Origin of the sequence: Arthrobacter sp. 18067 (assembly GCF_902706295.1) — a bacterium.
Lineage (GTDB): Bacteria > Actinomycetota > Actinomycetes > Actinomycetales > Micrococcaceae > Arthrobacter.
This window is the reverse complement of the sequence record NZ_CACSJJ010000013.1, coordinates 16,146-42,046: the sequence shown is the minus strand read 5'-3', so window position 1 is coordinate 42,046 and position 25,901 is coordinate 16,146. Positions and strand designations below refer to the sequence as shown.

General features: G+C 63.6%; 26 protein-coding genes. 9 read left to right on the top strand and 17 right to left on the bottom strand.

Annotation, left to right across the window (positions count from 1 at the left end; genetic code table 11):
* The first annotated feature begins 37 nt into the window (after nucleotides 1-37).
* From GVL04_RS13820 to GVL04_RS13805, 4 genes are read left to right on the top strand one after another with little or no spacing between them, the layout of a single operon-like run.
* Complete coding sequence (locus tag GVL04_RS13820) at nucleotides 38-1,405, top strand: MFS transporter (RefSeq protein ID WP_235036283.1); 1,368 nt, start codon at nucleotides 38-40, stop codon at nucleotides 1,403-1,405.
* Nucleotides 1,402-2,520: a Gfo/Idh/MocA family protein gene (locus GVL04_RS13815; RefSeq protein ID WP_159705529.1), complete on the top strand. Its 1,119-nt coding sequence runs from the start codon at nucleotides 1,402-1,404 to the stop codon at nucleotides 2,518-2,520. The genes GVL04_RS13820 and GVL04_RS13815 overlap by 4 nt, the downstream gene beginning before the upstream one ends.
* Entirely contained in the window at nucleotides 2,517-3,377 is an 861-nt protein-coding gene (locus GVL04_RS13810) for a sugar phosphate isomerase/epimerase (protein ID WP_159705526.1), read from the top strand. The genes GVL04_RS13815 and GVL04_RS13810 overlap by 4 nt, the downstream gene beginning before the upstream one ends.
* Nucleotides 3,374-4,108 carry an SDR family NAD(P)-dependent oxidoreductase gene (locus GVL04_RS13805; protein WP_159705523.1) on the top strand — a complete coding sequence of 245 codons (735 nt, stop codon included), beginning with the start codon at nucleotides 3,374-3,376 and terminating at the stop codon, nucleotides 4,106-4,108. The genes GVL04_RS13810 and GVL04_RS13805 overlap by 4 nt, the downstream gene beginning before the upstream one ends.
* Before the next feature lie 21 nt (nucleotides 4,109-4,129).
* On the opposite strand, the gene GVL04_RS13800 is transcribed toward GVL04_RS13805, so the two are convergent.
* From GVL04_RS13800 to GVL04_RS13780, 5 genes are all read right to left on the bottom strand, one after another.
* A complete protein-coding gene (locus tag GVL04_RS13800; RefSeq protein ID WP_159705520.1) occupies nucleotides 4,130-4,660 on the bottom strand; it encodes a GNAT family N-acetyltransferase in 531 nt (176 codons plus the stop codon).
* Nucleotides 4,661-4,816: 156 nt separating this feature from the next.
* Complete coding sequence (locus GVL04_RS13795) at nucleotides 4,817-5,209, bottom strand: universal stress protein (RefSeq protein WP_159705517.1); 393 nt, start codon at nucleotides 5,207-5,209, stop codon at nucleotides 4,817-4,819.
* A 40-nt stretch (nucleotides 5,210-5,249) separates the two neighbouring features.
* Nucleotides 5,250-6,788 (bottom strand): tripartite tricarboxylate transporter permease, encoded by a 1,539-nt coding sequence (locus tag GVL04_RS13790; RefSeq protein WP_159705514.1) that lies wholly within the window; start codon nucleotides 6,786-6,788, stop codon nucleotides 5,250-5,252.
* Nucleotides 6,788-7,291, bottom strand: coding sequence for a tripartite tricarboxylate transporter TctB family protein (locus GVL04_RS13785; protein ID WP_159705511.1), 504 nt, complete (start codon nucleotides 7,289-7,291; stop codon nucleotides 6,788-6,790). The genes GVL04_RS13790 and GVL04_RS13785 overlap by 1 nt, the downstream gene beginning before the upstream one ends.
* A complete protein-coding gene (locus GVL04_RS13780; RefSeq protein WP_159705508.1) occupies nucleotides 7,288-8,295 on the bottom strand; it encodes a tripartite tricarboxylate transporter substrate binding protein in 1,008 nt (335 codons plus the stop codon). Before GVL04_RS13780 ends, GVL04_RS13785 begins: the two co-directional genes overlap by 4 nt.
* 264 nt (nucleotides 8,296-8,559) lie before the next feature.
* Between GVL04_RS13780 and GVL04_RS13775 the strand changes: the two genes are divergently transcribed.
* The 4 genes from GVL04_RS13775 (at nucleotide 8,560) to GVL04_RS13760 (ending at nucleotide 12,672) form a co-directional block, all read left to right on the top strand.
* Nucleotides 8,560-10,167: a sensor histidine kinase gene (locus GVL04_RS13775; protein WP_159705732.1), complete on the top strand. Its 1,608-nt coding sequence runs from the start codon at nucleotides 8,560-8,562 to the stop codon at nucleotides 10,165-10,167.
* 2 nt (nucleotides 10,168-10,169) lie between these two features.
* Nucleotides 10,170-10,838: a response regulator gene (locus GVL04_RS13770; protein WP_159705505.1), complete on the top strand. Its 669-nt coding sequence runs from the start codon at nucleotides 10,170-10,172 to the stop codon at nucleotides 10,836-10,838.
* Nucleotides 10,839-11,011: 173 nt separating this feature from the next.
* Complete coding sequence (locus GVL04_RS13765; RefSeq protein WP_159705502.1) at nucleotides 11,012-11,296, top strand: helix-turn-helix domain-containing protein; 285 nt, start codon at nucleotides 11,012-11,014, stop codon at nucleotides 11,294-11,296.
* Nucleotides 11,296-12,672, top strand: a complete 1,377-nt coding sequence (locus GVL04_RS13760; protein WP_159705499.1) for a type II toxin-antitoxin system HipA family toxin — start codon at nucleotides 11,296-11,298, stop codon at nucleotides 12,670-12,672. Before GVL04_RS13765 ends, GVL04_RS13760 begins: the two co-directional genes overlap by 1 nt.
* Nucleotides 12,673-12,727: 55 nt before the next feature.
* Here the strand turns inward: GVL04_RS13760 and GVL04_RS13755 are convergent, their stop codons facing one another.
* From GVL04_RS13755 to GVL04_RS13700, 12 genes are all read right to left on the bottom strand, one after another.
* Nucleotides 12,728-13,204 carry a heme-degrading domain-containing protein gene (locus tag GVL04_RS13755; protein WP_159705496.1) on the bottom strand — a complete coding sequence of 159 codons (477 nt, stop codon included), beginning with the start codon at nucleotides 13,202-13,204 and terminating at the stop codon, nucleotides 12,728-12,730.
* Entirely contained in the window at nucleotides 13,201-14,220 is a 1,020-nt protein-coding gene (locus GVL04_RS13750) for a Gfo/Idh/MocA family protein (RefSeq protein WP_159705493.1), read from the bottom strand. The genes GVL04_RS13755 and GVL04_RS13750 overlap by 4 nt, the downstream gene beginning before the upstream one ends.
* Nucleotides 14,221-14,224: 4 nt before the next feature.
* Nucleotides 14,225-15,148 (bottom strand): biopolymer transporter Tol, encoded by a 924-nt coding sequence (locus GVL04_RS13745; protein WP_159705490.1) that lies wholly within the window; start codon nucleotides 15,146-15,148, stop codon nucleotides 14,225-14,227.
* 12 nt (nucleotides 15,149-15,160) lie between these two features.
* Nucleotides 15,161-16,162, bottom strand: a complete 1,002-nt coding sequence (locus GVL04_RS13740) for a sugar phosphate isomerase/epimerase (protein WP_159705487.1) — start codon at nucleotides 16,160-16,162, stop codon at nucleotides 15,161-15,163.
* Between the two features lies 1 nt (nucleotide 16,163).
* A complete protein-coding gene (locus GVL04_RS13735; protein WP_159705484.1) occupies nucleotides 16,164-17,354 on the bottom strand; it encodes a Gfo/Idh/MocA family protein in 1,191 nt (396 codons plus the stop codon).
* Nucleotides 17,355-17,375: 21 nt separating this feature from the next.
* Nucleotides 17,376-18,497, bottom strand: coding sequence for a Gfo/Idh/MocA family protein (locus GVL04_RS13730; RefSeq protein ID WP_159705481.1), 1,122 nt, complete (start codon nucleotides 18,495-18,497; stop codon nucleotides 17,376-17,378).
* Entirely contained in the window at nucleotides 18,494-19,240 is a 747-nt protein-coding gene (locus GVL04_RS13725; protein ID WP_159705478.1) for a sugar phosphate isomerase/epimerase, read from the bottom strand. Before GVL04_RS13725 ends, GVL04_RS13730 begins: the two co-directional genes overlap by 4 nt.
* Nucleotides 19,241-19,298: 58 nt before the next feature.
* Complete coding sequence (locus GVL04_RS13720) at nucleotides 19,299-20,192, bottom strand: carbohydrate ABC transporter permease (protein WP_159705475.1); 894 nt, start codon at nucleotides 20,190-20,192, stop codon at nucleotides 19,299-19,301.
* Nucleotides 20,192-21,151, bottom strand: coding sequence for a carbohydrate ABC transporter permease (locus tag GVL04_RS13715; protein ID WP_159705472.1), 960 nt, complete (start codon nucleotides 21,149-21,151; stop codon nucleotides 20,192-20,194). The genes GVL04_RS13720 and GVL04_RS13715 overlap by 1 nt, the downstream gene beginning before the upstream one ends.
* A gap of 13 nt (nucleotides 21,152-21,164) precedes the next feature.
* Nucleotides 21,165-22,493 (bottom strand): ABC transporter substrate-binding protein, encoded by a 1,329-nt coding sequence (locus GVL04_RS13710; RefSeq protein WP_159705469.1) that lies wholly within the window; start codon nucleotides 22,491-22,493, stop codon nucleotides 21,165-21,167.
* A gap of 118 nt (nucleotides 22,494-22,611) precedes the next feature.
* Nucleotides 22,612-23,427: a hypothetical protein gene (locus GVL04_RS13705; RefSeq protein WP_159705466.1), complete on the bottom strand. Its 816-nt coding sequence runs from the start codon at nucleotides 23,425-23,427 to the stop codon at nucleotides 22,612-22,614.
* A complete protein-coding gene (locus GVL04_RS13700) occupies nucleotides 23,424-24,512 on the bottom strand; it encodes a Gfo/Idh/MocA family protein (protein ID WP_159705463.1) in 1,089 nt (362 codons plus the stop codon). Before GVL04_RS13700 ends, GVL04_RS13705 begins: the two co-directional genes overlap by 4 nt.
* A 144-nt stretch (nucleotides 24,513-24,656) precedes the next feature.
* Here GVL04_RS13700 and GVL04_RS13695 point away from each other — a divergent pair, with 144 nt between their 5' ends.
* Nucleotides 24,657-25,874, top strand: coding sequence for an ROK family transcriptional regulator (locus GVL04_RS13695; RefSeq protein WP_159705460.1), 1,218 nt, complete (start codon nucleotides 24,657-24,659; stop codon nucleotides 25,872-25,874).
* Nucleotides 25,875-25,901 lie beyond the last annotated feature (27 nt).

Here is a 25,901-nt window from a genome sequence, read left to right as displayed (position 1 = left end):
ACCAAAGACGACTGAATCTGCAATGAAGGAGAAGTCAGTGAAAACCTCCCTGCAAGACACCGCGGTGCTTCCACCGCATGCCAAGAACAGCCCTCGGCGGGCAGCTGTCGCCAGCATGGCCGGCGGAACGCTGGAGTACTACGACAACTACATCTACGCTCTGGCAGCAGCCCTCGTTTTCGGGAAGATCTTCTTCCCGGAGGCTGGAGGCGTGGCGACGTTGGCTGCGCTGGCCACCTTCGCGGTCTCTTACGTTGCCCGCCCCCTGGGTGCAGTGCTCTTGGGACACTTTGGCGACCGGATCGGCCGGAAGAAGGTGCTGGTCTTCATCCTGATCCTCATGGGAACGTCCACCTTCCTGGTCGGCTGCCTGCCCGGCTACGCGCAGATTGGCGTGTGGGCGCCCACCCTGCTGATCACGTTGCGGATTCTCCAGGGAATTTCCGTGGGGGGCGAGACCGCTGCCGCCACAGTATTGACCATTGAAGTTTCTCCTGAAGGCCGCCGCGGCTTCTTCACGAGTTGGGCTCCTAACGGCATCGTGGCCGGTTTCGTTCTGGCAACACTTGTCTTCGTACCCATTTCGGCTCTGCCTGAAGCCCAACTCCTCAGCTGGGGCTGGCGGATCCCGTTCTTCCTGAGTGCCTTCGTCACCATTGCCGGATTCGTGATCCGGGCAAAACTCACCGAACCAGAGGCATTCGTGGAAGCCCAGGCTGAGCACGCGCTGGTCAAAGTGCCGGTTGTGGAGGTGTTCCGGTCCCACTGGGGTGCCATTATCCGCGTGACGTTCTGCTCACTCGCCTTCGCCATCGATACCGTGATCAAAGTCTTCGCCCTCTCCTTCGCCACCAGCGTGTACGACATCCCGCGGAGCACCATGTTGTGGGTCCTCATCGTCAGCCACATCTGCGCACTGGTGACGCAGCCCTTGCTCGCTGCCCTTTCCGATCGAGTAGGCCGCAAGCCGGTCTTCATCGCCGGAAATCTGGGCTGTGCCGTGATGATCTTCGCCTACTTCGCCGCGATTCAGTCGGGCAACGTCCCCCTGCTGTTCCTCACGGGGTTCCTCTCGGTCTCCTTCGCTTACGCGGCCATCAATGCCACGTATCCGTCATTCTTCGCGGAGATGTTCAACCTGAAGGTCCGCCAGACGGGAATGGCCCTGGGCCTGCAGATCGGATTGATCGCTGCGGGCTTCGCCCCCACGATCTACACCGCGCTGACGGCCGGAAACCCGACTGACTGGCTGCCAGTGGCAGTGATCTCCGCCGTCATCTCCCTTCTCGCTGTAGCCGGCGCCCTCACGGCAAAAGAAACGTCCAAAATCCCGTTGGATCAACTCGGATCTCCCATCTCAAACCAGGCCCAGCCCACCCCCATCCGTTCAGGAGAACAGTCATGAACCAACCTTTCCGCGTAGGAATTGTGGGCTGCGGCAACATCGCCGACAACCACTTCCAGTCCTACTCCGCAATCTCCAATGTCCACGTCGTGGGCGTCTGCGATGTGGATCTTGGCCGCGCCCAGGATTTCGCTGCAGAACGTGGCATTGCCGGAGCGGTCCAGTCCGTTCGTGAACTCATTGAGTTGGGGATCGATGCACTCAGCGTCTGCACGCCGCACCCCACCCACGAGGCAGTAGTGACTGAAGCAGCAGCCGCAGGCGTTCACATTCTGTGTGAAAAGCCGGTGGCGACGGACGTAGCGTCAGCCCAACGAATGGTGGCTGCCGCTGAGCGCCACGACGTTACTTTCGGCGTCGTATTCCAGCGTAGGTTCTGGCCTGGGGCCCTGGCTTTGCGCGCTGCCATCGACGACGGCCGGCTCGGGCAGCCGATGCTCGGCCACTGCCAAGTACTCCTGCATCGCGGGACCGATTACTACAACGCTGCCGCGTGGCGCGGTACATGGGCGGCCGACGGCGGTGGAGTGCTGATGACCCAGGCCATCCACTACATAGACCTGTTGCAATGGTTCATGGGAGATCCAGTGGAGGTCAGCGCTAAGGCCGGCACGTTCGTCCATGGGGAGTCCATCGAAGTAGAAGACACGGCGGCGGCACTTATTACCTTCGCCTCGGGTGCGATAGCGACCCTTAGCGCCACAGTGGCGGCATCGCCCAATCTGGGAAGCCGGATCGTGGTGACCGGAAGCAGCGGTGCCACCGTCAACGTCTCTGAATACCCGGAAGGCTCCGACGCCATCAACGACTTGTGGGCTGTCCGGGGTGAAGAACGAGCCATCGACGTGTTCCAGGACGGACTCACGGGGGACATTCCCGTGGCAGAAGTGAATGCCAAGCTCCTCCCTTTGCACAAACTCCAGGTGGCTGACTTCGTCGATGCCGTGAGGAGTGGCCGCGCACCCTGCGTGAGCGGGCGGGAAGCGATGAAATCACTGCAGATCGTCGCAGCGGTCTACGAGTCTGCCCGGACGGGACTGCCGGTTCGGATCGGCAAGGGATCCACGGAAGCGCAGGCCTTCCCCCATTTGAACCAAGTGGTGGCTTCACGATGAGAAACAATGTAGAGCTCAGCCTGAACCAAGCCACGACGCGCCCCTACCCCCTGATTGAAACAGCAGAGGCGGCCATGCGAGCGGGCATCCGACACATCGGCCTCTGGATTGAGCCGGTGGAAGAGATCGGCCTGGCCCGGACCCGCCGGTTGCTCAGCGACACCGGCCTTTCCGTCAGTTCGGTCTGCCGTGTGGGTTTCCTCGCCGACAAAGAGGGAGCCGAATTACGGGCGGCCATGGATGGCGTCAAACGGGCACTTGAGCTCTCATCCGAGGTGGGCAGTCCAATGCTGACGCTCATTGCCGGAGGGTTGCCGCTGCACGATCCAAGTATCCGCAGCGCCGAAAACAGGCTTCGCGGCCTGCTGGAGGAACTTGAGCCACACGCACGTGCAGCGGGAGTGCGCTTGGCACTTGAACCCCTGCATCCGTTGTTCGTTCAGAGCAGGAGCGTCGTCACGACGATTTCCCAGGCGCTCCGTGTAGTCGAGGATTTTCCGGTTGAAAGTGTGGGAGTCCTCATCGACGCCTACGCAACGTTCTGGGATCCGAATTTCGACGACGACGTTCTCGCCGCAGGCAACAGGATCGCCGGCTATCAGGTCAGCGATTTCACGCTTCCCTTGCCCGTTCCGGAAAACATGAACGGAAGGCTGTTTCCTGGAGACGGATCCCTCGACCTTGGTGCCCTCACCTCATCCGTCCGCCGTGCAGGCTATGCGGGGCCCATCGAGGTGGAAATCTTCAACGAAGACATCTGGCGGTTGCCGCTGCAAACCATCGTGGATCGCACCGTGGACAGCTTTAGCCGCCACGTCGCAGAACCCGTCAACGCAAGGGAACGCCAAACAGTATGAAAACCCTGAACTTGACGGGTACAGGGCTTCGATGCCTCATCGTGGGAGCGGCTTCCGGCATAGGGGAGGCAACTGCGCGGAGGCTTGGCAGCAACGGTCACCGCGTCATCGGCGCGGACCTTCCATCGTCGCGGTGGCCTGTTTCGGGTAGTACCTATAGTCAACTGGACATGGATATTACGGACAATCAGTCGGTACAGGCCGTGGTTGCGGAAGTGGTGGCCCGCTTGGGTGGCCTGGATGTGGTTGTTAACACGGCAGGCATCCTTGGCAAGATTCAGCCGTCCTCTGAAGAGTCCGTCGAAGAGTTCGATCTGCTTTTGCGGGTCAACCTCACCGGGGCGTTTGCGCTCTCCAAGGCCGTGCTTCCGGTTATGGCGGAGAACGGCTTCGGGCGGCTCATCCACTTCTCCTCCACAGCAGGCAAGGAAGGTGTTCAGGGGATGACAGGTTATTCAGCGAGCAAAGCCGGCATCATTGGCTTGGTGAAAGCGCTGGCCAAGGAGTACGCCGCCGCGGGCATAACGATCAACGCCATCGCACCTGGCAAGATCGATACGCCGTTGCTCAACGGAAAGGCGCCGACAGCCGAAGACCTGCAGAAAATACCCATGCGTCGCCTGGGGACAGCTGAGGAGGCAGCAGCCCTGGTGGAGTTCATCGCTTCACCCGGGGCCTCGTACACCACCGGCTTTGTGTTCGATCTTTCCGGCGGCCGGGCCGTTTACTAGGAGGCCGGTTCCCGGGTTCGGCTAGAGTTCATGCTCCATGACGAAGTCGTGCTCCACGGTGGTGCCCAGCGTGAACGACTTGGTGCCGACCCGCTGGAACCCGCTCTTCTCGTAAAAGCGGATGGCCTTCGCATTCTCGCTGTTCACGCCAAGCCACACCCCTGCGGCGCCCTTGTCGGCAGCATCCGCCAGTGAGGCCTTGATGAGTTGTGAAGCGGCACCCTTGCCGTGGTGGTCGGGGTGGACATAGCACTTGCTCAGCTCAGTGGAGGGAAGGGCGGAGAGTACGGACGCGACGTCGGGGTCGCTTGCCGGCTTGGCAATCAGCATGGTGTACCCGAGGAGCTGCCGGTCGTCGTCGAGCACCAGGATGGTCATGTTCGCGTCGGCGAGGTAGTCCACAAAGTTGGCTTCACCCAGCGTCTTTTCAAGGTGCGCCTGGATGTCAGCCGGCGAGGAACCCGGCGGGCACGCCAGCGGAAAGGTGACGGCAGCAAGCTCTGCCAGCTTCGCGGCGTCGTGCGTTGTTGCGGTGCGGATGGTTTCAGTCACGTGGTCCCCTCTGAGTGTGGATACGGCTAATGCCCCTAAGAACGAATCTTAAGGGCAGCTGGACAAAACCTTCGACCAACTGCTGGAAGGCTGACTCATAAACGTACGACGACGGCTGGTCGCCAAGGTGACCAGCCGCCGTCGTGATTTCTGTAGTTAGTCCGCTTTGACAGCGAGGACCGGGCAATCCGCCTCCAACAGGATGCGCTGGGAGACGCTGCCCATGATGAGCTTGCCTACGGGGCTACGGCGGCGAAGGCCGATGACGATCAGGGCAGCATCGTTCTCATCAGCTGCGTCCAGGACTTCGGCAGCCGCATCATGTCCGCGGACCGGCTGCTTGATGATGTGCTGGATACCGTGCTCGGCAAGGCGGTCCTCGATGCTTTGGATGTCCGGCTCCTGGGCGTAACGGTTGTCCACCAAGGCGTCGCCCTTGGACGAGTTGATGACCAGGAGGGTGTCGTTGCTCTTTTTGGCCTCGGCAATGGCCTGCGTCAACGCCGCTTCGCCTTCTGGTGTGGGGACGTATCCCACCACGATGGTCATGGTTTCTCCTTGTGTCTGTTGAAATGCTGAGGGGGATTCTTCAGTCGCTGTAGTCGGCAGCGCCCGAATTGGCCGGGAGCAGGGGGCTCTTCGCAGGACGGTTGCGCCGGATGAGCTTGTAGGCAAACGGCCATACCAGGATGATCGCCACGATGATGTAGACCACGATCGCGATGGGTTCGCTGAAGAGGCCTGCGGGGTCGCCGGCGCTCAGCTGCAGTGTCTTGCGGAGCTGGCCTTCGATGCGCGGACCCAGGATGACACCGAGGATCAGCGGCAGGACCGGCAGTCCGAAGCGCCGCATCATGAATCCCAGGGCGCCGAGTACCAGCAGGATGACCAGGTCGAAGGCCTGCAGGTTGACGGAGTAGGCGCCCAGCGTGGCGAAAAACAGGATGCCTGCGTAGAGGTACGGGCGGGGGAGTTGCAGCAGCTTGGCCCAGACCGGTGCCAGGGGCAGGTTGATGAGCAGGAGCAGGAAGTTGCCAATGAAGAGGCTGGCGATCAATGCCCAGACCAGGGGGCCTTGGCTGGAGAACAGCTGCGGGCCCGGCTGGATGCCGTAGGACGTGAAGGCCGCGAGCATGACGGCGGCTGTTGCGTTGGTGGGCAGGCCGAGGGCGAGCATCGGAGTCAGGGTTCCGGCGGCGGCCGCGTTATTGGCGGCCTCTGGTCCGGCGACGCCTTCGATGGCGCCCTTGCCGAATTCCTCCGGATGCTTGCTGAGCCGTTTCTCGGTGACATAGGAGAGGAACGTGGGGATCTCGGCGCCACCTGCCGGAAGTGCACCGAACGGGAAGCCAAAGGCCGTACCGCGCAGCCAGGGTTTCCAGGAGCGTGCCCAGTCCTTCTTGCCCATCCACGGACGGCCCACGGGAATGACGTGCAGTGGAGTACGGCGCAGGTGGGCGGCAACCCAGAGGGCTTCACCCACGGCGAAGATCGCAACAGCAACCACCACGATGTCCAAGCCGTCCACCAGCAGGGGCTGGCCGAAGGTGAGACGTCGCTGGCCGGTGACGGAGTCGATGCCCACCAGACCAATGGCCAGGCCGAGGGCCAGCGAGGCGAAACCGCGGAGCCTTGAGGAGCCAAGGACTGCGGTGACGGCCAGCAGGGCAAGGACCATGATGGCGAAGTAGCTCGGAGCGCCCAAGCTCACGGCGAACTGCACCACGATGGGTGCGAACACTGCCAGCAGGGCAGTGCCGATGGTACCGGCGATGAACGAGCCGATGGCGGCGGTAGCAAGGGCCTGCGCGGCCCTGCCCGCTTTGGCCATCTTGTTACCCTCGATGGCCGTCACCACTGAGGACGATTCACCCGGTGTGTTCAGCAGGATGGACGTGGTGGAACCGCCGAACATGCCGCCGTAGTAGATGCCGGCGAACATGATGAAGGCACTGGTGGGTTCCAACGCGGCCGTGACCGGAAGCAGCAACGCCACGGTCATGGCTGGGCCAAGCCCGGGAAGGACGCCGACGGCGGTACCCAACAGTACGCCGATCACGGCGAATAAGAGGTTCATGGGGGTCAGGGCGGTGGCGAAACCGTCCATCAGGGAGGACCAGACGTCCATTAGAGGATTCCTTCCAGGAGTCCGGCCGGCAGTGCGATGCCCAGGCCGAGGTAGAAGCCGTAGAAGGTCAGCAGGGAGAGGGCGATGGAGATCAGGCCGTCACGAATGTAGCGGCGGCTGCCCAGGGCCAGGACGCTGCCCCAGAAAAGGACGGTCCCGGAAATGACCCAGCCGGCCCAGTCGATGAGCAGGATGTTGAGAATGAATGCTCCGGCCAAGGGCAGGACGGTCTTCCAGTCCGCGGGATGGGCGAGGTCGACGTCCTCGCCGCCTTCGGCCTCACCTGTGCCGCCACGCATGACGTTGATGGCAAGGAGTATGGCGCAGACGATCAGCAACCCGGAAACAATGAACGGAACAGTCTTCGGACCCACCGGGTCCGACTGGGAGTACGGGGTCACCAGGCCGTTCGCGTCCAGGAAGACCAGGACGCCGACCACGCCGAGCAGGAGGGCTACCCCCAGCTCGGCGCGACCTTTCAGGCCTGTGGTTATGGAGCTCACGCCAACCCGAGCTTGGTGAGGACATCCGCTACGCGCTTGTCCTGGTCGGTCAGGAAGGTCTGGAATTCGTCGCCGGTAACGAACGCGTCAGACCAGCTGTGGGTCTTCAGCGCTTCCTTCCAACCGGCGGATGCGTGCATCTTCTCCAGGGCGGTGATCAAGGACTTCTTGTCATCCTCGCTGATGCCCGGAGGGGCCACGATGCCGCGCCAGTTGGTGAAGACCAGGTCAATGTTGGATTCCTTCAGCGTGGGGGTATCCACGCCCTCCAAACGGTTCTCGCCGCTGGTAGCCAGCACGCGGATTTCGCCGGACTTGATCTGCTGCAGGTACTCGCCTGCGCCGGAAGCAGCGAAGCCAAGCTTGTTACCGAGGATGGCGGGCAAAAGGTCGCCACCGCCGTCGTAGGAGACAAAGTTGACCTTGGTGGCGTCGATGCCAACAGCGCCTGCCAACTGCATCGGCAGGAGGTGGTCAGGGCCGCCGGGCGAGGATCCGCCGCCGACGGCGATGGAACCCGGGTTGGCCTTCCAGGCCTTCACCAGGTCATCGATCGTTTTGTACGGGGAGTCCTTGCCAACCATGATGGCCCCGGGTTCCTCGATCAGCTTTGCCAACGGGGTGGTCTCGGTCAGCTTCGACTCCGACTTGTTGGTATAGCTGGCTCCCACAACGCCGAGGCCCATGAGCATGGTGAGGTCGCCGTTACCTTTTTCGTTGACGATGCGGGCCAGGCCCACAGTGCCACCAGCGCCTGCCAGGTTGAACACCTCGGTATTGGTGGAGATCTTCTCGTCATCAAGGACCTTCGCGGCTGCCCTTGCTGTGGTGTCGTAGCCACCGCCCGGAGTGTTCGGAACCATGATCTGGAAACCGGTCAGTGGGCCTGCGGCTCCGGTGCTCTCAGAACCGGTGGAGTTCTTGCCTGTGGCACCGCAGCCGGTGGCCATCAGGGCAATGCCGGCAGCGACGGCGGCGACTCGCAATGCGCGGAACTGGCGCATGGTGTTCCTCTTCTCATCATCGAAAATTCGGTGTAGGGCGATCAGCATTGTGCCCCGTTCACTTGATGCTAGGTGCGCACGTGACGGGGATCACTCTTGTGTTCGCAGTGATCTTTAAGTTCATTGCGTTCACGGACCTCGGAGCCCCTTCGCTGGTCTGCGGTATAGTTCCGATACGCCACGCAGCGGGCCTTGGTAGCCCGCCCGCTTCCGGCCCCACCCAAAGGAATCCACGCAGTGACTCGACTGTCTCGACGAAGAGGAATGTCCCTTGCCGGGCAGTACCTTTTGCTGCAGTTACTTATTGTTTTGGCTGTTCTTGTGGCCGTGGTCGCGATCTCACTCGCGCAATCGGCCGCGGTGTTCGAACGGACAGAAGGCCGCCGGGCGCTTTCTGCGGCCGAGGCGCTGGGCAACAACCCCACGGTGCGCGCGTTGCTGCCCACCGCGGAGCCCCGTGGCGGTGCAGCCCTCCCCGCCGTGGCTGAATCTGTCCGTACCGTTTCGGGATCATCCCACGTGGCGCTCGCCAAACTGGACGGTACGGTGGTGGCCTCGTCCGATCCCAGCCTGGTGGGTCAGCCGCTGCCTCTCGGTGAAAGCCGCGTCATGGAAGGCAGGGCGTGGACCGGGGTTTTGCCCGGCAGCGGAGGCGCCGTGCTCTCTGCCCACGTCCCTGTTCTGGACGACTCCGGAATTATGATCGGTGTAGCCTCGATCAGTCGCAACTACCCCTCCACCATCGAGCGCCTCGGTGACGCCGTGCCCAACCTGCTGACCTATCTTGGTGTTGCCAGCGTTCTGGGTGTCGCGGGCTCATTCCTCCTGTCCAGACGCGTCAAACGGCAAACCCTGGGCATGGAACCACGGGAGATCACGGGTCTGGTGGAAAACCGGGAGGCGATGCTGCAGGGCCTGAAGGAAGGCGTGGTCGCCTTGGATCCCCATGAGCGGATCACGGTGGCCAACCAGAGCGCCCGCCAACTCCTTGGGCTGCCCGCGGATTGCGTGGGGAAGAAGCTGCGATCCCTTCACGTGGACCCAGCATTGAAGATCGTCCTCACCCGCGATCAGGCCGACCCCGACCAGCTGGTGCTCGTGGGGGAGCGGCTGGTGGTCATGAACCGCGTGGCCCTCCGCTCCCACGGCCGTGACATTGGATCAGTGACAACCTTGAGGGACCGGACCGAGTTGTCGTCCCTGGAGAGCGAACTCGGTGCCACCCGCACCGTCACCGACACCCTGCGGGCCCAAGCCCACGAATTCGCGAACCAACTCCACGTCATTTCCGGCCTCATCCAGATCGGCGAATACGATTCCGTGGTCCAGTTCGTCAATGGAGCCACCGTGGACCGCACCCGGCTCAATGACGACGTCACCAGCCGCATCGAGGACCCCGCGCTCGCGGCCCTCCTGATCGCCAAAGCCAGCCTGGCAACCGAACGGGGCGTGGAACTGCAGTTGGATCCGCAGTCCGCGCTGCCGCGCGTCAACGAAGAACTGTCGCGCGACCTCACCACCGTGGTGGGAAACCTGGTGGATAACGCGTTCGACGCCGTCACTGGCCGCGCCGGGGCCTCGGTCCGCGTATTGGTGCTCAACTCGCATGACGGCGTCACCGTCACCGTCCGGGACAATGGACCGGGTGTGCCCTCCGGCTCCTCGGAAGATATCTTCCGGCAGGGTTTCTCCACGAAGGACCCCGGGCCGGGCGATGCACGGGGATTCGGGTTGGCGTTGTCCCGGGTGATCTGTCGGCGGTCCGGAGGAGACCTGATGGTGTCCAATGACAACGGGGCAGTGTTCACAGCGCGGTTCAGCAAGCGGGATTCAGATTCAGACAAATCAGATTCAGACAAAGGGGCAGCGTAGCCGTGATCAAGGTTCTGATTGTGGACGACGACTTCATGGTGGCCAAAGTCCACGCGGGGTTCATCCAGAGGACCCCTGGCTTTGAAGTGGTGGGTGTGGCGCACACCGGTGCCCAGGCCGTGGTTGAAACCGCGCGGCTGAAACCAGACCTCGTGTTGCTGGACATCCACCTCCCGGACATCAACGGGCTGGACCTCATGCACCAACTCCGCGACGTCGCACCAGACCTGGATGTGCTGGTCATCAGCGCCGCCCGCGAAGTGGAAACCGTGCGCAAGGCTCTACGCGGTGGGATTGTGCACTACCTGATCAAGCCGTTCTCGCAAGCTGACCTGCAGGAGCGGCTGGAGCACTACCTCAGCGCGTACCAAGGCCTCGATGCGGCCAAGGTAGAGGCCGAGCAATCGGATGTGAACCGCGTCTTCGGGTTGGGCGTTTCCGAGCGGACCTTGCCCAAGGGCTGCAGCGTGGAAACACTGGAATTGGTAGAAGCTGCACTCAAATCCGCTGCGGGAGACGTATCTGCGGCGGAGGTCGCGGAGCAACTCGGAACCTCCCGGGTTAGCGCCCGCCGTTATCTTGAGTACCTCCACGACGAGGGGGCGCTGGACGTCCGACTCAAGTACGGCGTCGGACGTCCTGAAAGGCGATACGTGCTGAAGGGGCGGTAATTTGGACCAAGCGCCAGTCCTTTCGGGGTCGGCGTGCGGCTACTGCCCGGAAGGGGCGCCGGTACCGACAACGACGGCGGGAGGTAACCTTTTGCGATCGGGGGATACCGCCTCAGCCCTCGTAAGGTAGCTGTTTTATTGCATTAGCTGACTTAGTGCCACAAGATAGGTACATGAACAGTAGAGATGCCATGCGCCGTCTGGGGGAGAACCTGCGAAGCCGACGAATCATCCTCGGCTTGTCGCAGGAACTTGTCGCCGAACGCGCTGATATTTCACGACCCACGCTCATGCGCCTTGAAACAGGCGAGGGTGGAAAAGTCGAACACCTCATGACCGTGGCGTCTGTGCTCGGTGTTGCTGAAGACCTTATTAGCGCTTTGGATCCCCTGAATACCGATCTTGGCAGGGCGCGGGCGCACCTGCTGAGCAGGCAGCGCGCCCCCAGGAGGAACTAGTGGCTGCCCGAAGCATCAGGCGCGTGGAGGTGCTCATCAACGAGGCCTTGGCCGGCGTGATGGACATTGAAACGGATGGGCTTTCCCCTCGCGAGCACGTCACGTTCACCTACGCCGACAGTTGGATGTCCGCTGCAGAAGCATTCGAGGTTTCCCCGGAGCTACCCCTGCGACGCGGCCCCCAGCGTCCCACCCAGGGCCGCGAGCTGTTCGGGTCCTTCCAAGACGCCTCCCCGGATGACTGGGGCAAGAAGCTGTTATTCGAAGAACTGCGACAACAGGCCCTCGCCAAGGGTGCCGGCCGCATTCCGCCCACAGGTGAAGCGGGCTACCTATTGCTGGTCAACGATGAGACCAGGCAGGGCGCACTTCGCTTCCGGGAGAACGGCCAATTCCTGTCGTCGTGGGGCCGGGGTGCAGGAATCCGCGACCTTAGGGCGCTCTCGGAGGAGGCCAGACTCTTCGCTGAAACCGGCGAGGTCAAGGAGGAGAACTCCTTGCTCATGGGTGCCGGTTCCTCTCCGGGTGGTGCTCAGCCCAAAGCCTGGGTTCGGGACGACGACGGTTCCATGCTGCTGGCAAAATTCCCGAAGACATCGGACGTCGGCAACGTGCAACTGTGGGAAATGGTCGCCATCAGGCTGCAGCAACGGGCAGGCATCAGGGTCGCCGAGTCGCGGCTCATGCCTCTTTCAGAATTTTCCCATATCTTCCTCACCCGGCGGTTTGACCGCGACGGTGACCGGCGCATCCCGTACATGAGTGTGCGCACGGCCCTCCAACTCGACACGTACTCACACCCTGATTACGTGAAAATCGCCTCTGAAGTGGCGCATATCTCTGCAGAACCTGTTCAGGATGCCAACGAGATGTTCAGCCGTGCCGCTCTCATCGCTATGGTCAACAACACCGATGACCACATGAGAAACCACGGGCTCCTGCGAACCAACAGAGGCTGGCGCTTGTCGCCGTCGTTCGACGTGAACCCGGTGCCAGCAGGTACATCAGATACGCCACTCACCCCACATGGCGGTCTCTTCGATAGGGACGTCCGGGATCTCTTGGAGTTCGCCGATGCTTTTCGGCTGACCCGGGATGCGGCCATTCGTCGGCTGCAGCAGGTCGCCTCCGCGATATCCCGCTGGCGGGAAGAGGCCCTCAGCCTGGGAGCTGAACCTGAGTCCCTTGCCTACATGACCAAGGCTTTCGAAGGTGAGAATGCCAAGCGGGTGGCGTCCTTGGCTCCCGCCCCGGCTGTGATAGACATGGGCGGATCAACCACCCCGGCACCCCCGAAATCGCACGGTGACGTATGGGTGCCCGAACACACGCGAGCGGGAAAACTTGTCCGGGGGCATTTTCGCCGACGGAGCTGACGCCCTACCCCTGGCGTAAGTCGCCGATCCACAGGTTACTCTCGCCTTGCCCCCCCTAGGCCCCCACCGTCTTCAAGTAACTCCGGATGCCGTCAACCACCAACTGGTGGTCCTCATCCGACGTCAGCCCGGACACCGTGATCGCACCGATCACGCCTGCGCCGCGCACACGGATCGGGAACGAACCTCCAGCCAAGGTGTAGTCCTCATGCGCGAGCCATCCGCCGCCGATAGGGCTGTGTCCTCGGGCGGAGAACTCCTCGGACAGCAACGCGGTGCTGTGCTCGAACTGCAGCACGGACGCGGACTTTCGGCGGATCCACTCCTCCTGGTCCGCGGTGGCTCCGGGCAGCACGCAGCGGAAGAGCACGATGTTATGCCGGCGGATATCGATCGCCACTCCAAACCCGGATGAGATGGCGTGGTTGGCGATCAAGGAGCCCAGGCGCCAAGCATCGTGGTGGTCAAAGCTCGCGAAGACCAGCTCCTCCTCGTGCTGCTTCAGCTCAACAATGCGGGGCGAGTCAGTCATGCCGCACCAACCCGGTCAGCGGAATAGCTCAGTCCGATCTGCTTCCGGATCTCGTCCATGGCGGCCATGATGGCCACGGTCTCGGCCGGGGGCAGGATGGTCCCTGCAGTCTCACCAGCACGGATGAGACGCTCCAGCTCAGCGGCCTGGAACTGCATTCCCCGGCTGGTGACGGGCTGGTCGTATCGCTCAACAACGCTGCCATCCACGGCGTGGACCGTGAAAGGAACCGGGTTGTACCAGGTGTGTTCGATATCGATCCACCCTTCGGTCCCGATCACCATGGCACGGTTGGCGCTGGCGGCGTCGAGCTCGCAGTCCACGATGCCCTGGGCGCCGTTGGCGTATTCGAAGATGGCCGCGGTCTGACGGTCCACGCCGGTGGCCGACATGGAGGCGCTGGCCCGGATTGCGGCCGGGGTGCCCAGGATGTCGAACGCGAAGGAGATCGGGTAGATGCCCAGGTCCAGCAGCGCTCCGCCGCCGAGCGCGGGATCGTTGAGCCGGTGTGCAGGGTCTTGGGGGAGGCTCTGGTTGTGGCTGGCGACCACCTTGCGGACCTCCCCGATAGTGCCGGCAGCGATGATGTCGCGAATGCGGATCATGTGCGGGAGGAACCGGGTCCACATGGCTTCCAGGGCCACGAGCCCCTTGGATTCGGCCAAGTCAACGATGTCCTGTGCTTCGCGGGCGTTCATGGTGAACGATTTCTCCACCAGCACGTGCTTGCCGGCGTTCAACGCCAGCAACGCATTGGCGTGATGGAAAGGGTGCGGCGTAGCGATGTACACCACGTCAATCAACGGGTCAGCCACCAGATCCTCATAGTTGCCGTGCGCGGTGGCCACGCCGTACTGCTCGGCGAACGCCTTGCTTGAGTCCAGTGACCGGGAACCCACGGCCTGCACCGTGAAGCCGTTCTCGTTCAGGTCCTTCGTCTGCAGCCCGGCGATGAAGCCGGTGCCGAGGATTCCCCAGCGGATGGTGCCGTCAGAGGTGCCATTGCTTAGCGTCACGTGCTTAGTCCTTTGCTGAATCGTGAAACGAGTCACCGCGCGGGTACGCCACAAACGCGAAGCGCCCGGAGTCCGGCGACCAGCTGTTGACGTTGAGGGTACCTTGGCCGCCGAAGAGTGGCCATGTGTGGAGGGGAGTGGTCCAGTCCTCGGTCGAAACAAGTACGACGGCGACCGGCAAGTCGGCGGGGTGGCCTTCGGTTCCGCTGGGGAACTGGATGTACGTGGCGTAGCGGCCATCGGGGGATGGATGCGGGAACCAGTCGACCGTTTCTGATTCGAGGAGCTGCTCGAATCCGCTGCCGTCGATCTGGATCCGGGCCAGTTGGGCGTGGCCGGGTACCGAGCTGAACGACTCTGTGTTGAGGTAAAGCCACGTCCCATCCGGCGAGTATTCCGGGCCGTCGCAGTGGCCAGGCCCGACATCAACGCGGGCGGCAGCACCGCCGTCGGACGCTATGGTCATGAGCTTGCCCGGCTGCGAAAAGTCGCCCGCAGCGATGCCCACGAACGCCAACTCGGCACCGTCGGGGCTGACTCCGTGGAGGAAGTGGAAGGAGCCGTCGTCCTCGGTGATCATGGTGGCCGGGCCACCGGAAAGCGCGGCACGGTAGATGTGGCCATCGTTCGCGGAGACGAAGATGCCCTTGCCATCGGGGTCCAGGACATGGTCGTTGTTGAGGTCCGGGACGCCACTGAGCGGGACCTCCACGGGTTCGCCGCCGTGACCACCGGTCACGTCCAGCATCCACAACTTTCCGTCCCCGTTGAGGACGAGCGCGCCGCCGTCGCCCGATCCCTTCGAAGACAAGGTCCAGTTGGGCGCCTCGAACAGCACGCGATCGGTGCTGTAGAGCAGCTCGGCCTGGCCGGTGACCGACGCGATCCACACCTCGCAGCGCTGCCCGGGTTGAAGGGTGCGGATCACGCCGGTCCTTTCCTAGTCTTTGCTGCTGAACGCGGCGTCGAAGGACGTCTGTGAGGCGGGGAAGTCGAACTTCTTCAGCGCGGCGAGGGCTTCGGGGGCGCCGTGGAGTCGGTCCATTCCGGCGTCTTCCCATTCCACGGAGATGGGTCCGTCGTAACCGATGGCGGTGAGGGCGCGGAAGGAGGATTCCCAGGGCACGTCGCCGCGTCCGGCGGAGACGAAGTCCCAGCCGCGTCGGGGGTCGCCCCAGGGCAGGTGGGAGCCCATGACGGTGTTCCGGCCGGTGGGGCGGAGCTTGGTGTCCTTGCAGTCCACGTGGTAGATCCGGTCCTTGAAGTCCCAGATGAAGGAGACCGGGTCGATACCCTGCCACATGAAGTGTGAGGGGTCCCAGTTCAGGCCGAACGCCTCACGGTGGCCGATCGCTTCGAGGGTCCGGACGGTGGTCCAGTAGTCGTAGGCGATCTCGGAGGGGTGGACTTCGTGGGCGAAACGGACCCCGTTTTCGTCGAAGACGTCCAAGATGGGGTTCCAGCGGTCGGCGAAGTCCTGGTAGCCGGCGTCGATGACCTTCTCGGGGACGGGCGGGAACATGGCGACGTATTGCCAGATCGAGGAGCCGGTGAACCCGACCACGGTGTCCACACCCAGGGCGCGGGCGAGGCGTGCGGTGTGTTTCATTTCTTCGGCGGCGCGTTGGCGGACGCCTTCGGGTTCCCCGTCGCCCCACACCTTGGAGCCGACGATGGCTTCGTGGCGGAAGTCGATGGGGTCATCGCAGACGGCCTGGCCCTTGAGGTGGTTGGAGATGGCCCAGACTTTGAGGTTGTACTTTTCCAGGATGGCGAGTTTGGATTCGACGTAGCCGGGTTCGTCCCAGCGCCAGGCGTCCAGGTGGTCTCCGGAGACGGCGATTTCCAGGCCGTCGTAGCCCCAGCCCGAGGCTAGGCGCGCGACTTCCTCGAAGGGGAGGTCGGCCCACTGGCCGGTGAACAGGGTGTACGGGCGGGGCATGTCAGGCTCCTTCAGTAGCGGTGCTGGAAAGTTGGATCAGTGAGCTTTTGGCGGCGGCGGACTCTTCAACCGCTGCGAGGATGTGCTGGACGTTCAGGCCTTCCTCGAACGACGGCGACGGAGCCTCACCGGCCGCGATGGCGGTGAGGAAGTCCCGGATCTGGTGGGTGAAGGTGTGTTCCCAGCCGATGATGTGACCCTGCGGCCACCACGCCTCGAGGTAGGGGTGTTCGGGCTCGTTGACCAGGATTCGCCGGAAGCCCTGCTCCCGGACGGGCACGGTGGCGTCCAGGAAGCCGAGTTCGTTGAGGGCTTCAAGATCAAAAAGGATGGTGCCCTTGTCGCCGTAAATTTCGAGTTTGAGGGAGTTCTTCTGGCCCGTCGCTACACGCGAAACCTCAACTGAGGCGATTGCCCCGGAGGCGAGGGTCAGCGTGGCCCAAGCGGCGTCGTCGACCGTGACATCCTCGGGACCATTAGCGCCAGGGCGGCGGTCCACGAAGGTGTGCAGGCGGCCGGAGACCTCGGTGACGGCATCGCCCAAGAGGAAGAGGACTTGGTCGATGGCGTGCGAGGCGATATCGCCCAGGGCGCCGGAGCCTGCCGTTTCCTTGCGGAGGCGCCAGGTCATGGGGGACTCGGCATCGGACAACCAGTCCTGCAAGTACGCGGCACGGACGTGGCGGATGGTGCCGAGCCGTCCTTCGGCAATGAGTTCGCGGGCCAGCGCCAGGGCCGGGACGCGACGGTAGTTGAAACCGATCATGGACTGGACGCCGTTGGCCCGCGCGGAGGCGGCTGCGGCCACCATCAGTTCGGCCTCACCCAGCGTGTTGGCCAGCGGCTTCTCCACCAGGACATGTTTGCCTGCGGCCAGTGCGGCGATGGCGATTTCGGCGTGCATCCAGCCCGGCGCGCAGATATCGACGATGTGGATGTCGTCCCGCTCAATCACGGAACGCCAGTCGGTGGCGGACTCGGCCCAGCCGTACTTGGCTGCCGCATCGGCCACCTGGGTGGCGTCCCGGCCAACGAGCACTTTCTGCTCGAAGGCCGGGACGTCGAAGAAGCTGGCCACGTTCCGCCACGCATTCGAGTGGGCCTTACCCATGAAGGCGTAGCCGATGGCGGCCACGCCGAGTGGTCGATGCGCCTGGGAAGGGTGGTCGGATGGGTGGGCGGGGGTGGTCATGTTCTTGTTCCTCGCTGATTCTTAGAGCGTTGCTGTTTCCGGTGCCCAGTCCTCGGGGAGGGCTGCCGAGACAGGTGCGTTGCTGGTGACGTCCACGAACGAACCCGACTCCACGGACTCCGCAATCGAGACCATGCTGTCCAGCACGTGGTAGGCGAGATCGCCCGTGGCGCGGTGCGGAGTTCCGGCCCGGAGCGCCCGCGCCATGTCCAGTACACCCAGGCCGCGGCCGTTGGCTGGCCCGGTGGCAGGGATGATCTCCGGTTCTTCCGCGCCTGGACGCCACAGCTTCAGGTCGCCGTCGAAATAGTTCGGATCCGGCAGGGAAAGCGTAGCCTCCGAGCCCGTGATTTCGACGAAGCCCATCCGCAGGCGCGGCGACTCAAAGGAGAACACGCTGTGGCTGGACTGGCCGCCCTCAAACTGCGCCATAGCGGACACATGCGTGGGGACCTCGACGGCGAATTCCTCGCCGGCCTTGGGGCCGGAACCGATGACGCGGGTCGCCTTCGCCGAGGAGCCGACGGCGGCCACCTTGCGGACCGATCCGAACGTCTGGATCAGGGCGGTCAGGTAGTACGGGCCCATGTCGAACAGCGGGCCGGCGCCGTGCTGGAACAGGAACGCCGGGTTCGGGTGCCAGGATTCCGGCCCGGGGGTCTGGAACGTGGTCATTCCGGTCAGCGGGGTGCCGATGTCGCCGCGTTCGATGATGCGGCGGGCTGTCTGAAGGCCGGCGCCCAGGAACGTGTCAGGGGCGGTGCCAAGGCGGATGCCGGCGGCGTCAGCGGCCTTGAGCAAGCCGAGCCCGGACTCGCGGTCCAGTGAGAAGGGCTTCTCGGTCCAGACGTGCTTGCCCGTGTGAACTGCCGCCGTGGCAACCTCCACGTGCGCTGCCGGGATGGTCAGGTTGACGATGATTTCGACGTCGGGATGGTTCAGTGCCAGCTCAGGCGTGCCGAATTCGGCGACCCCGTATTCCTTGGCCCGTGCCTCGGCGGCCTCGACGAAGAGGTCCGCGATCACCAGGACCTTCAGGTCAGGGAAGACCGTGAGGTTATCCAGGTATTGCTTGCTGATGTTGCCCGCGCCGATAACGGCGACGCCGACGGGGCCTTTGCGGGCAGATGGTGCGAAGCTCATGCCTTGGCTCCTTCTGCTGCGGCGTTGAGGTACGCGAGGCTTTCCGTGATGCCCTGGAAGATGTCACCGGAGTAGTCGTCGAATTCAACGACGCCAACCTCAAGGGACTTTGCTGCTGCGATGACGTCCAGGACGGGGATGGTGCCTTGGCCCGCGGGCTGCTGGGCCTTGGTGTCGGTGTTGCCCGGGCCGTCCTTGATGTGGATGAGCTTCACCCGGTCACCCAGACGCGCCAGCAGTTCCACGGGATCCTGGCCGCCAACGGCAACCCAGTAGGTGTCCACTTCAAGGACGAGTTCCGGATCCAGCAGGCCCTCGAAGTACTCCAAAGCGGTTTTGCCTTCAATGGTGGACTCGAGCTCCCAGGCGTGGTTGTGGTAACCCACGCGGATGCCGTACTCAGCACCCTTTTTCGCTGCGGCGTTGAGCTTGGCTGCCGTGCCCTGGATGGTTTCGGCGTCCTGCCAGTGCTCGGCCGGGAGGAAAGGGTCGATCACCGTGGTGATGCCCAGTTCCTTGGCAGCGGCGAAGATCTCGTCCTGGTCCTGGCTCAGCAGCGGGGCATGGCCGGAAGGGGCTGTGAGGCCGTTTTCCTTCAACGCCGCACCGAGCTCCTTGGCGGTGGCCACAAAGTTGTACGGCTCAACCTGGGTGAATCCGATCTCGGCGACCTTCTTGATGGTTCCAGGCAGGTCCTCCTGGATGGCATTGCGGAGGGTGTACAGCTGGAGTGAATACGACATTGGGTTCCTTTTCGGGAGTGGGTTTTTCCGGGAAATCAGGGACTTGGCGCCAGTCTAGTTAGCGCCCTGCAAGGGAGCCACCGATTCCGCCGACGCTGAAGTATTTGTTCAGGGTGGCGAAGACGATGATGGGCGGGAGCATCATGACGACGGCGAGGGCCATCACGGATGTCCAGTCGGTGGCGTTTTGTTGGAAGAAGGATTGGACGCCCATGGGGAGGGTGAAGATCTCGTTGGAGCGGAGGAACACGATGGCTACGAGGTAGTCGTTCCAGGCCAGGAGGAAGGCGAAGATCGCGGTGGAGAGGATGCCTGGCAGCGAGTTCCGGAGGACCACTTTGGTGAAGGATCCGAACACGGAGCAGCCATCGATCCAGGAAGCTTCTTCGAGGCTGATGGGGATGGAATCGAAGTAGGCGGCCATCATCCAGGTGGCCACTGTCATGGTGGAGCCGACGTAGATGATGGTGATGCCCAGCAGGTTATCCACCAGCCCCATGCCTGCGAACAGGATGAAGAGCGGCACTACGGAGGTGATGATGGGCAGGGACTGCATGACGAACAGGAGCAGGGAGTAGCCGGAGACTGCTTTGGAGCGGCCTCGGGAGAGGACGTAGCCGGCGGGTGCGGCGACGGCGACGGAGACCACCACGGTGGAGAGGGTGGTGACCAGGCTGTTCTGCAGCCAGGTCGCGGCGAGGGTTCCGTTGAAGACGTTGGCGAGGTTCTCGAAGGTGAACCCGGTGGCGGTGCTGTTGACGCCGGGGGTGAAGGCCAGGACCACGGTGACCATGATGGGGACCAGGACGATCACGGTGATGGCCAGGATCAGGACGAACCGCCACCAGCGTCCGCGCATGCCGGCTTCGGAGAGGACGCGGCGGGTCTTGCCCGTGTCTGCGATGCCGAGGGCCGGGCCGGATTCGGGGTGGGCGTGAAGTACTGCGCTCATTATTCGACGCTCGACTTTCGGATCTGGCGGTACAGGATGACGGAGATGACTACCAGGGTCATGGTCATGAGGAAGGCGATGGCGACGCCGGGGCCGGTGGCGAAGTCCTGGAAGACCGTGCGGTAGGCCAGCACCACCAGGGAGGTGGTGGCACTGACGGGACCGCCGCCAGTGAGCAGGTAGATGGTGGGGAAGTCATTGACGCAGAAGATCGTCATGAGGATCCACGAGATGTAGGTGGAGCGGGCGATCAGCGGCAAGGTGATCTGGGTGAATTGCTGCCACTTGGAGGCGCCGTCCATGCTGGCGGCTTCGTAGACGGTGGTGTCAACGGAGGCCAGGGCCGCGGAGATCATCATCATCATGAAGGGGAAGGACACCCAGACCTTGAAGACCATGACGGTGATGGAGGCCAGGGTGGGGTCTGCCAGGAACAGCGGGGTTCCCAGGCCGAGGCCCCGGAAGATCGAGGGGATCAGGCTGTCCGGGGTTGCCACGAGCCAGTTCCAGGCGGTGGAGGAGACCACGATCGGCACTACCCAGGGCAGGAGCAGGAGGACCTTGAAAGTGTTGCCGGCGGGGATCTTGGTCCGGAGCAGCAGGGCCAGGCCCAGGCCGACCAGCCAGGAGCCGAAGACGCCAACGATGGTGAACCAGAGCGTGAACTGGGCGGCTTTCCAGAATGCGGGTGAGGACAGGACATTGGCGAAGTTCTCGCCGCCTACGAAGTTGCCGGTCTGGAGCAGGTCGCCGTCATGGGTGGCTTGGACTGCGGCGTGGATCAGCGGGTAGCCGTGGATCAGGACAAGGAGGACCACCGAAGGGAGCAGGAGCCAGAAGAAGGTCCTGGTGGTTTGGGCGCTGAGTTTGCTCTTGCGCCCCGGGGAGGCCCCCGAGCCGCCGGGGGCGAGCCCCCGACGGGCCCGGGACAGGCCTGATGGTGCGGTAGTTGATGACATGGCAGGTACCGTTCTACTTCTTCAGGACCGATTCGAGGCCGGACTGGAAGGTCTGCAGCGCGGTCTTGGCGTCGGTTGCCTGGCCGGTCAGGATCGACTGGCTGAACTGGTTCAGTGCCTGGCCGCCGTCGAGGGCCGCGAGGTTGGCGTTGAGGGTGCTGCCTTGGGAAGCGAAGGTCTTGGCGATGGGCTGCCAGTCCTTGACGATCTTGACGTTGTTGGGGTCATCGGCGAACTCGGGGATTTCGGTGATGGACTTGAACACGGGGAGGGCGGACATGAGCTTCTGCTTCCACAGTTCCTTGAGCTGGCCCAGGTAGTAGACCAGGAACTCTTCGGAGGCTTCCTGTGAGGGCGTGTTCTTGTACATCATGATGTTGTTCGGGAACACGATGGTGGCCTTGTCGCCGTGCGGCCCCGTGATGGGGTCGGCCACGAGCAGGTCACCGGACGTGTCACCCACGCGCTGCGGAACGTTGACCTGGAACAGGCCGAAGCCAGCCTTGCCGTCCTTCCACTGTGCTGACATGTTGTCCGTGGTGTAGCTGACGGCCGCGGGGTCCACGATGCCGTTGGAAACGAGTTCCAGGACAAATTCCATGGCTTCGACGTTGCGGTCGTTGAGGAGGTCCAGCTCGCCGTCCTTGCTCCAGACGCCGCCGCCGTTGTTGACCATCATCATGATCATGGAGTGATTGCCGTAGTTGTTGCCCGAACCTGCGCCGGTGGCGAATCCGAACGCACCAACCTTCTTCAAGGCCTTGCCGGCTTCCAGCAGGGACGGCCAGTCGGTGGGCAGGGCTACGTTCGCCTTCTCGAACAGGGACTTGCGGTACCAGAACACGCGCATGTCCAGCTGCCACGGGACGGCTACGTAACCCTTGTCGGACTTGAACGGGTCCAGCACGCCCGGCAGGAAATCGTCGAACTGCCCGTTGGACTTCATCTTTTCGATGACCTTGTCCGCGTAGGCGATCTGGCCCTGCTGCTCGAACTGGAAGGCCTGGAAGCCACCGCCGGTGGACACTGCCGGTCCGGTCTTGGACGCGATGGCCGAGGAGAACGTCTGGTAGAAGTTGTTCCACTGGATGATCTGGTAGTTGGCCTTGGCGTTGTTCGCACCCGAGAAGCCTTCAGCGATCTTCTTGGCGGAGTCGTTGTAGGCCGGCGTTGCCCAAGGCATATCCCAGAACTTTATGGTTCCACCGGCGCCGCCCCCTCCGCCCTGGCTAGCTGAGCCACCGCCACAGGCGGCCAAGAGCGGCACCGAGGCTGCTGCTGCCGTCAGGCCAAGGAAATTGCGGCGGGAGAAGGAACGGGTAGCTGCGGACTGAACATTCATAGTGATTCCTTTCGGGACCGGCAACGCGATCTCTGCGTTGATGTTCCGGTCCAGCTCAACTTTGAGGAGGGCAAACGGATACTGAATGGCTGGATAGTGCTGTTGTTGTGGAGCTCGGTTAGGTGAGTGCTGTGATGGTTTCCGACAACGCAGCAAAGCTGTGTAGGTCGGACGGGCTGGTGCCGGCGTCGAGGTGTTCCTTGAGCCGGCGCCAGGTAGCGCGGTGAGCGGATTCGTAGATCGTGGGGAGCAACAGTTCGCCTTGCGGGCCAGTGACCCTGACGTTCGCCGGCCACGCAGCCAGCGGTTCCGGCAGCTTGACGCTGACGCCGCCGTCGTCGGTCAGCAAGGTGACGTAGACGCCTGCCGGACGGGCGTTGGACAGGACGCCCTGCAACGCAACCGGGGCGCCGTTGGCGAGTACCGCCGTCGTCGTGTAACCGTGCGGTCCGCGGGTCAGGACCCTGAGGCCCGTCAACGGTCCAGTGACGCGTACGACGGCGGCAAGATGGTCTGCGAGCAACTCGCTGGAGTCGGTTCCCACCGGCGCGGTGGCCACGGAGTCGAGCACGGCGGCGCGGCCCGCCATGGAACGGACTGCGTCCTCGGCTGCCGGGATGGCGGGGTTGGAGGCCCAGCGCTGGTCAAGGACCACGACTGTGCCCCTTTGTTGGGCGGCTGCCTGGAGCAACTCCGTGTTTTCCGCTGCGGGGTTCACCACCACCAGGCCACGGGCCCCAGCGCTGATGGCCTCTACGGCGTGGGTGGTCCAGCCGGGCTGTCCCGCGATGACCTGGACGTGGGGTTGGTTGTTTCCGACGGCCGGGCCGAAGGATTCGGGAAGGGACGCGACTGCCAGTGCCACTGCGCCTGCATCCTGCGCCTCCGGGGTGGCCCGGACGGTGTAGTGCGTGGTCTCCATGGAGGCGCTCATGCGTGGGCTCCTTCGGCAACGGCTTGGTGGGCTTGCTGGATCTCGAGGTTGGCTACCGTGGCGTCGGCGATGTCCAGAGCGAAGGTCAGGTCGTCAATCAGGGTTTGCGCGGAGGGCGGCTGTTTCGCTCCTGTGGCCAAGGCAGCCAGCTCACGCCACTCACCTTCGTAGCCGTTGTGCTCGAAGGGGCCATGAACGGTGGTTTCGTTGCCGCGGGTGAACGTGGCCACGGCTGAACCCGCCTGGACGTAGGACGGCGTGAAGTCGATGCGGAGGGCGGCGTCGTCGGAGATGGCTTCAAAGCTCCATTCCGGCTTCCACGTGTTGTTCATGGCGGCGCGGAGTTCGATGGTCCGCGTGGGCGTGCGGAGCGAGATGACGTAGCCGAATGGGCGGACGTGGCGTGCTTCCAAGACTTCGATGTCCTTGAAGTCTGGAGTGAACCTGCGGATCAGGGGGAGGTCGTGGATGGCCAGGCCCATGATGCCGCCGCGGAGTGCGCCCTTGATGACTTCGGGGTCCGAATAGTCCGGGGCGCCGCCGGCGGGACGGGTGATGATCTCGGTGGCGAAGTCTTCAAACCGGGCGTTGGGCGGAAGGACGATCGAGGAGCGGATCGTGTGGACGTTCTCGGGTAGCTCTCCCCAGTTTTCGCTTGCGGCGAGCCACCCGGGATCGAAGGTGTGCATGGCGCCCACGATGATCGGCACGCCTGTTTCTTCGCTGACGGCTGAGATCTGCGCTGCTTCTTCGGCGTTCATGGCGAACGGCTTTTCGCAGAGGACGGCTTTCTTGCCGGCGCGGCAGGCGGCGATGACCTGCGCGGCGTGGAACTGGTGCGGGCTGCAGATGGCCACGATGTCTACGGAGGCGTCGCCCAGGAGGGCATCGATGCTGGTGCTGTGCGTGGCACCAACGCGGGCGGCAACGGACTCGGCCACGCTGGGGTCCACATCCATGATGTGGCGGACGGTGAGGATGTCGCCCAGGCGGGCGAGTGACGGCAAGTGGATGGCCTGGGTGACCGGGCCGGCGCCGAGAATGCCAACTCCCAAGGTAGGGACGGCGTCTATGTGGCTGGACAAGTTCAGTTACCTCTTCGTAAGCGGACTGGTGTGCTGCTCATCACAACCTAGGGGGACTTTTGCCGAGCGTCAAGCAAAAGTTGAAATATTGCCGACAAACTTCTGTTGCATGACACGCATAAGCAATCGTGCTTCACTAAAGGCATGACAACAGCCACCGCTAACGACGCCGGAAATGCCTCCGTTCAGGAGGCTGGCAACCTTTCGCGTGCTGGCGATCTCTTCCAACTGCTTCGCGACGGCCAAGCCCGCACCCGCGCCGAGCTCGCAGTCACCACCGGGCTGGCCCGATCCACCGTCGCTTCCCGTATTGACGCCCTCATCAGTTCAGGACTCGTGGGACCCGCCGGTGAGGCGAGCTCCAGCGGCGGCAGGCCGCCGTCGCGCTTTGCTTTCAACCCCGCCGCACGCGTCGTCCTGGCCGTCGACGTCGGAGCGACCCACGTGATTGTTGCCGTCACCGACCTTGGCGGCAGCATCCTCGCCGAGCGACGCTTGGCGCAGGAAGTGGCCGATGGGCCCGAAGTAGTCCTGGGTCGCGTCGTTGCTGCGGGCCGCGAACTCCTTGCAGAGGCGGGCCGTGAACTCGGCGACCTCGCCGGCATGGGCATCGGGTTGCCAGGGCCCGTGGAGCACGACACCGGCCGGCCCGTGAAGCCGCCGATCATGCCCGGGTGGGACGGATTCGACGTCGTCACGTACGTCCAGCGCTCGCTGCCGGTTCCCGTCCTGGTGGACAACGACGTCAACATCATGGCCCTCGGCGAACGCACCGCGTACTGGCCGGACCACGACAACTTCCTGTTCATCAAAGTGGCCACCGGCATCGGCGCCGGCATCATCAGCAGCGGCGAGCTGCAGCGTGGCGCCAACGGCACCGCCGGCGACCTCGGCCACGTGCGCGTCCCGCGCGGCGACGACGTCCTCTGCCGATGCGGCAACCACGGGTGCCTTGAAGCGCTCGCCTCAGGTCCCGCCGTCGCGCGTCAACTGCAGGCCCAGGGTCTTGAAGCGTCCACTGGTGCCGACGTCCTGCGGCTGGTCGGTGAGGGCAACCTCCAGGCAATCCAGGCGCTGCGCCAGGCGGGCCGCGACGTCGGCGACGTGCTGGCGACCGTGGTGAACCTGCTCAACCCGTCCATGATCATCATCGGCGGCAGCGTGGGGGAGGCCGGCGAACACCTCGTGGCCGGCATCCGTGAAGTGGTTTACCGACGCTCACTGCCCCTGGCAACCACGCACCTGCGCATCGGCATCTCCATGGCCGGTGATCGCGCAGCCATCCTGGGTGCCAGCCAGATGGTCACCCAGCACGTCCTGTCGCCGGCAGTGATTGAGGCCACGCTCCAAGCAACGGGATAAGCCTTGTTCGGTGCCGTATGCCGGGTG

What these genes read in the sequence shown, in the direction of transcription:
- GVL04_RS13815 (WP_159705529.1), top strand. Translation starts at nt 1,402, where the DNA reads ATGAACCAACCTTTCCGCGTAGGAATTGTGGGCTGCGGCAACATCGCC.
- GVL04_RS13810 (WP_159705526.1), top strand. Translation starts at nt 2,517, where the DNA reads ATGAGAAACAATGTAGAGCTCAGCCTGAACCAAGCCACGACGCGCCCC.
- GVL04_RS13805 (WP_159705523.1), top strand. Translation starts at nt 3,374, where the DNA reads ATGAAAACCCTGAACTTGACGGGTACAGGGCTTCGATGCCTCATCGTG.
- GVL04_RS13795 (WP_159705517.1), bottom strand. Translation starts at nt 5,209, where the DNA reads ATGACCATCGTGGTGGGATACGTCCCCACACCAGAAGGCGAAGCGGCG.
- GVL04_RS13790 (WP_159705514.1), bottom strand. Translation starts at nt 6,788, where the DNA reads ATGGACGTCTGGTCCTCCCTGATGGACGGTTTCGCCACCGCCCTGACC.
- GVL04_RS13780 (WP_159705508.1), bottom strand. Translation starts at nt 8,295, where the DNA reads ATGCGCCAGTTCCGCGCATTGCGAGTCGCCGCCGTCGCTGCCGGCATT.
- GVL04_RS13775 (WP_159705732.1), top strand. Translation starts at nt 8,560, where the DNA reads ATGTCCCTTGCCGGGCAGTACCTTTTGCTGCAGTTACTTATTGTTTTG.
- GVL04_RS13765 (WP_159705502.1), top strand. Translation starts at nt 11,012, where the DNA reads ATGAACAGTAGAGATGCCATGCGCCGTCTGGGGGAGAACCTGCGAAGC.
- GVL04_RS13755 (WP_159705496.1), bottom strand. Translation starts at nt 13,204, where the DNA reads ATGACTGACTCGCCCCGCATTGTTGAGCTGAAGCAGCACGAGGAGGAG.
- GVL04_RS13740 (WP_159705487.1), bottom strand. Translation starts at nt 16,162, where the DNA reads ATGCCCCGCCCGTACACCCTGTTCACCGGCCAGTGGGCCGACCTCCCC.
- GVL04_RS13735 (WP_159705484.1), bottom strand. Translation starts at nt 17,354, where the DNA reads ATGACCACCCCCGCCCACCCATCCGACCACCCTTCCCAGGCGCATCGA.
- GVL04_RS13730 (WP_159705481.1), bottom strand. Translation starts at nt 18,497, where the DNA reads ATGAGCTTCGCACCATCTGCCCGCAAAGGCCCCGTCGGCGTCGCCGTT.
- GVL04_RS13725 (WP_159705478.1), bottom strand. Translation starts at nt 19,240, where the DNA reads ATGTCGTATTCACTCCAGCTGTACACCCTCCGCAATGCCATCCAGGAG.
- GVL04_RS13720 (WP_159705475.1), bottom strand. Translation starts at nt 20,192, where the DNA reads ATGAGCGCAGTACTTCACGCCCACCCCGAATCCGGCCCGGCCCTCGGC.
- GVL04_RS13715 (WP_159705472.1), bottom strand. Translation starts at nt 21,151, where the DNA reads ATGTCATCAACTACCGCACCATCAGGCCTGTCCCGGGCCCGTCGGGGG.
- GVL04_RS13710 (WP_159705469.1), bottom strand. Translation starts at nt 22,493, where the DNA reads ATGAATGTTCAGTCCGCAGCTACCCGTTCCTTCTCCCGCCGCAATTTC.
- GVL04_RS13705 (WP_159705466.1), bottom strand. Translation starts at nt 23,427, where the DNA reads ATGAGCGCCTCCATGGAGACCACGCACTACACCGTCCGGGCCACCCCG.
- GVL04_RS13695 (WP_159705460.1), top strand. Translation starts at nt 24,657, where the DNA reads ATGACAACAGCCACCGCTAACGACGCCGGAAATGCCTCCGTTCAGGAG.